The 1,041-nt window shown below is 71.1% G+C and carries 1 protein-coding gene; it reads left to right on the top strand.

Translation table 11 applies throughout. From position 1 onward, the window contains the following. Positions 1-31 precede the first annotated feature (31 nt). Positions 32-1,041: enoyl-CoA hydratase-related protein (locus IE118_RS33815; protein WP_189561926.1), on the top strand; the 1,010-nt coding region annotated here is incomplete at its 3' end.

Below are 1,041 nucleotides of genomic sequence, written 5' to 3' on the forward strand. Positions count from 1 at the left end.
GACCCGCCACCTCACTCACGGAGACATCCTCATGACCGAGAGCACCACCATCCGCTGGGAACAGGACCGCACCGGCGTCGTCACCCTCGTCATCGACGACCCCGGCCAGTCCGCGAACACCATGAACCAGGCGTTCCGCGACTCCCTCGCCGTGATCACCGACCGCCTGGAGGCCGAGAAGGACACCATCCGCGGTGTCATCATCACCTCCGCCAAGAAGACCTTCTTCGCCGGCGGCGACCTGCGCGACCTGATCCGGGTCACGCCCGGGACCGCCCAGCAGCTGTTCGACGGCGGTTTGGCCCTCAAGCGCCAGATGCGCCGCATCGAGACCCTCGGCAAGCCGGTCGTCGCCGCGATCAACGGCGCGGCGCTCGGCGGCGGTTACGAACTCGCCCTCGCCTGCCACCACCGGATCGCCCTCGACGCCCCCGGCTCCAAGATCGGCTGCCCCGAGGTCACCCTCGGACTGCTCCCCGGCGGCGGCGGTGTCGTCCGCACCGTGCGCATGCTCGGCATCACCGACGCACTGCTGAAGGTGCTCCTCCAGGGCACCCAGTACAGCCCGCGCCGCGCCCTGGAGAACGGCCTCGTCGACGAGATCGCCGACACGCGCGAGGACATGCTCGCCAAGGCCCGCGCCTTCATCGACGCCCACCCCGAGTCCGCCCAGCCCTGGGACCGGCCCGGCCACCGCATCCCCGGCGGCACCCCGGCCCACCCCAAGTTCGCCGCCAACCTTCCGGCCTTCCCCGCCAACCTGCGCAAGCAGACCGGCGGCGCCCCCTACCCGGCCCCGCGCAACATCATGGCCGCCGCCGTCGAGGGCGCCCAGGTCGACTTCGAGACCGCGCAGGTCATCGAAGCCCGCTATTTCGTCGAGCTGGCCGCCGGGCAGACCTCCAAGAACATGATCCAGGCCTTCTTCTTCGACCTCCAGGCCGTCAACTCCGGCGCCAGCCGCCCCAGGGACATCGAACCCCGCACGGTCCGCAGGGTGGCCGTCCTGGGCGCCGGGATGATGGGGGCCGGCATCGCCTA

This window comes from Streptomyces pilosus, assembly GCF_014649835.1.
Classification (GTDB): domain Bacteria; phylum Actinomycetota; class Actinomycetes; order Streptomycetales; family Streptomycetaceae; genus Streptomyces; species Streptomyces pilosus.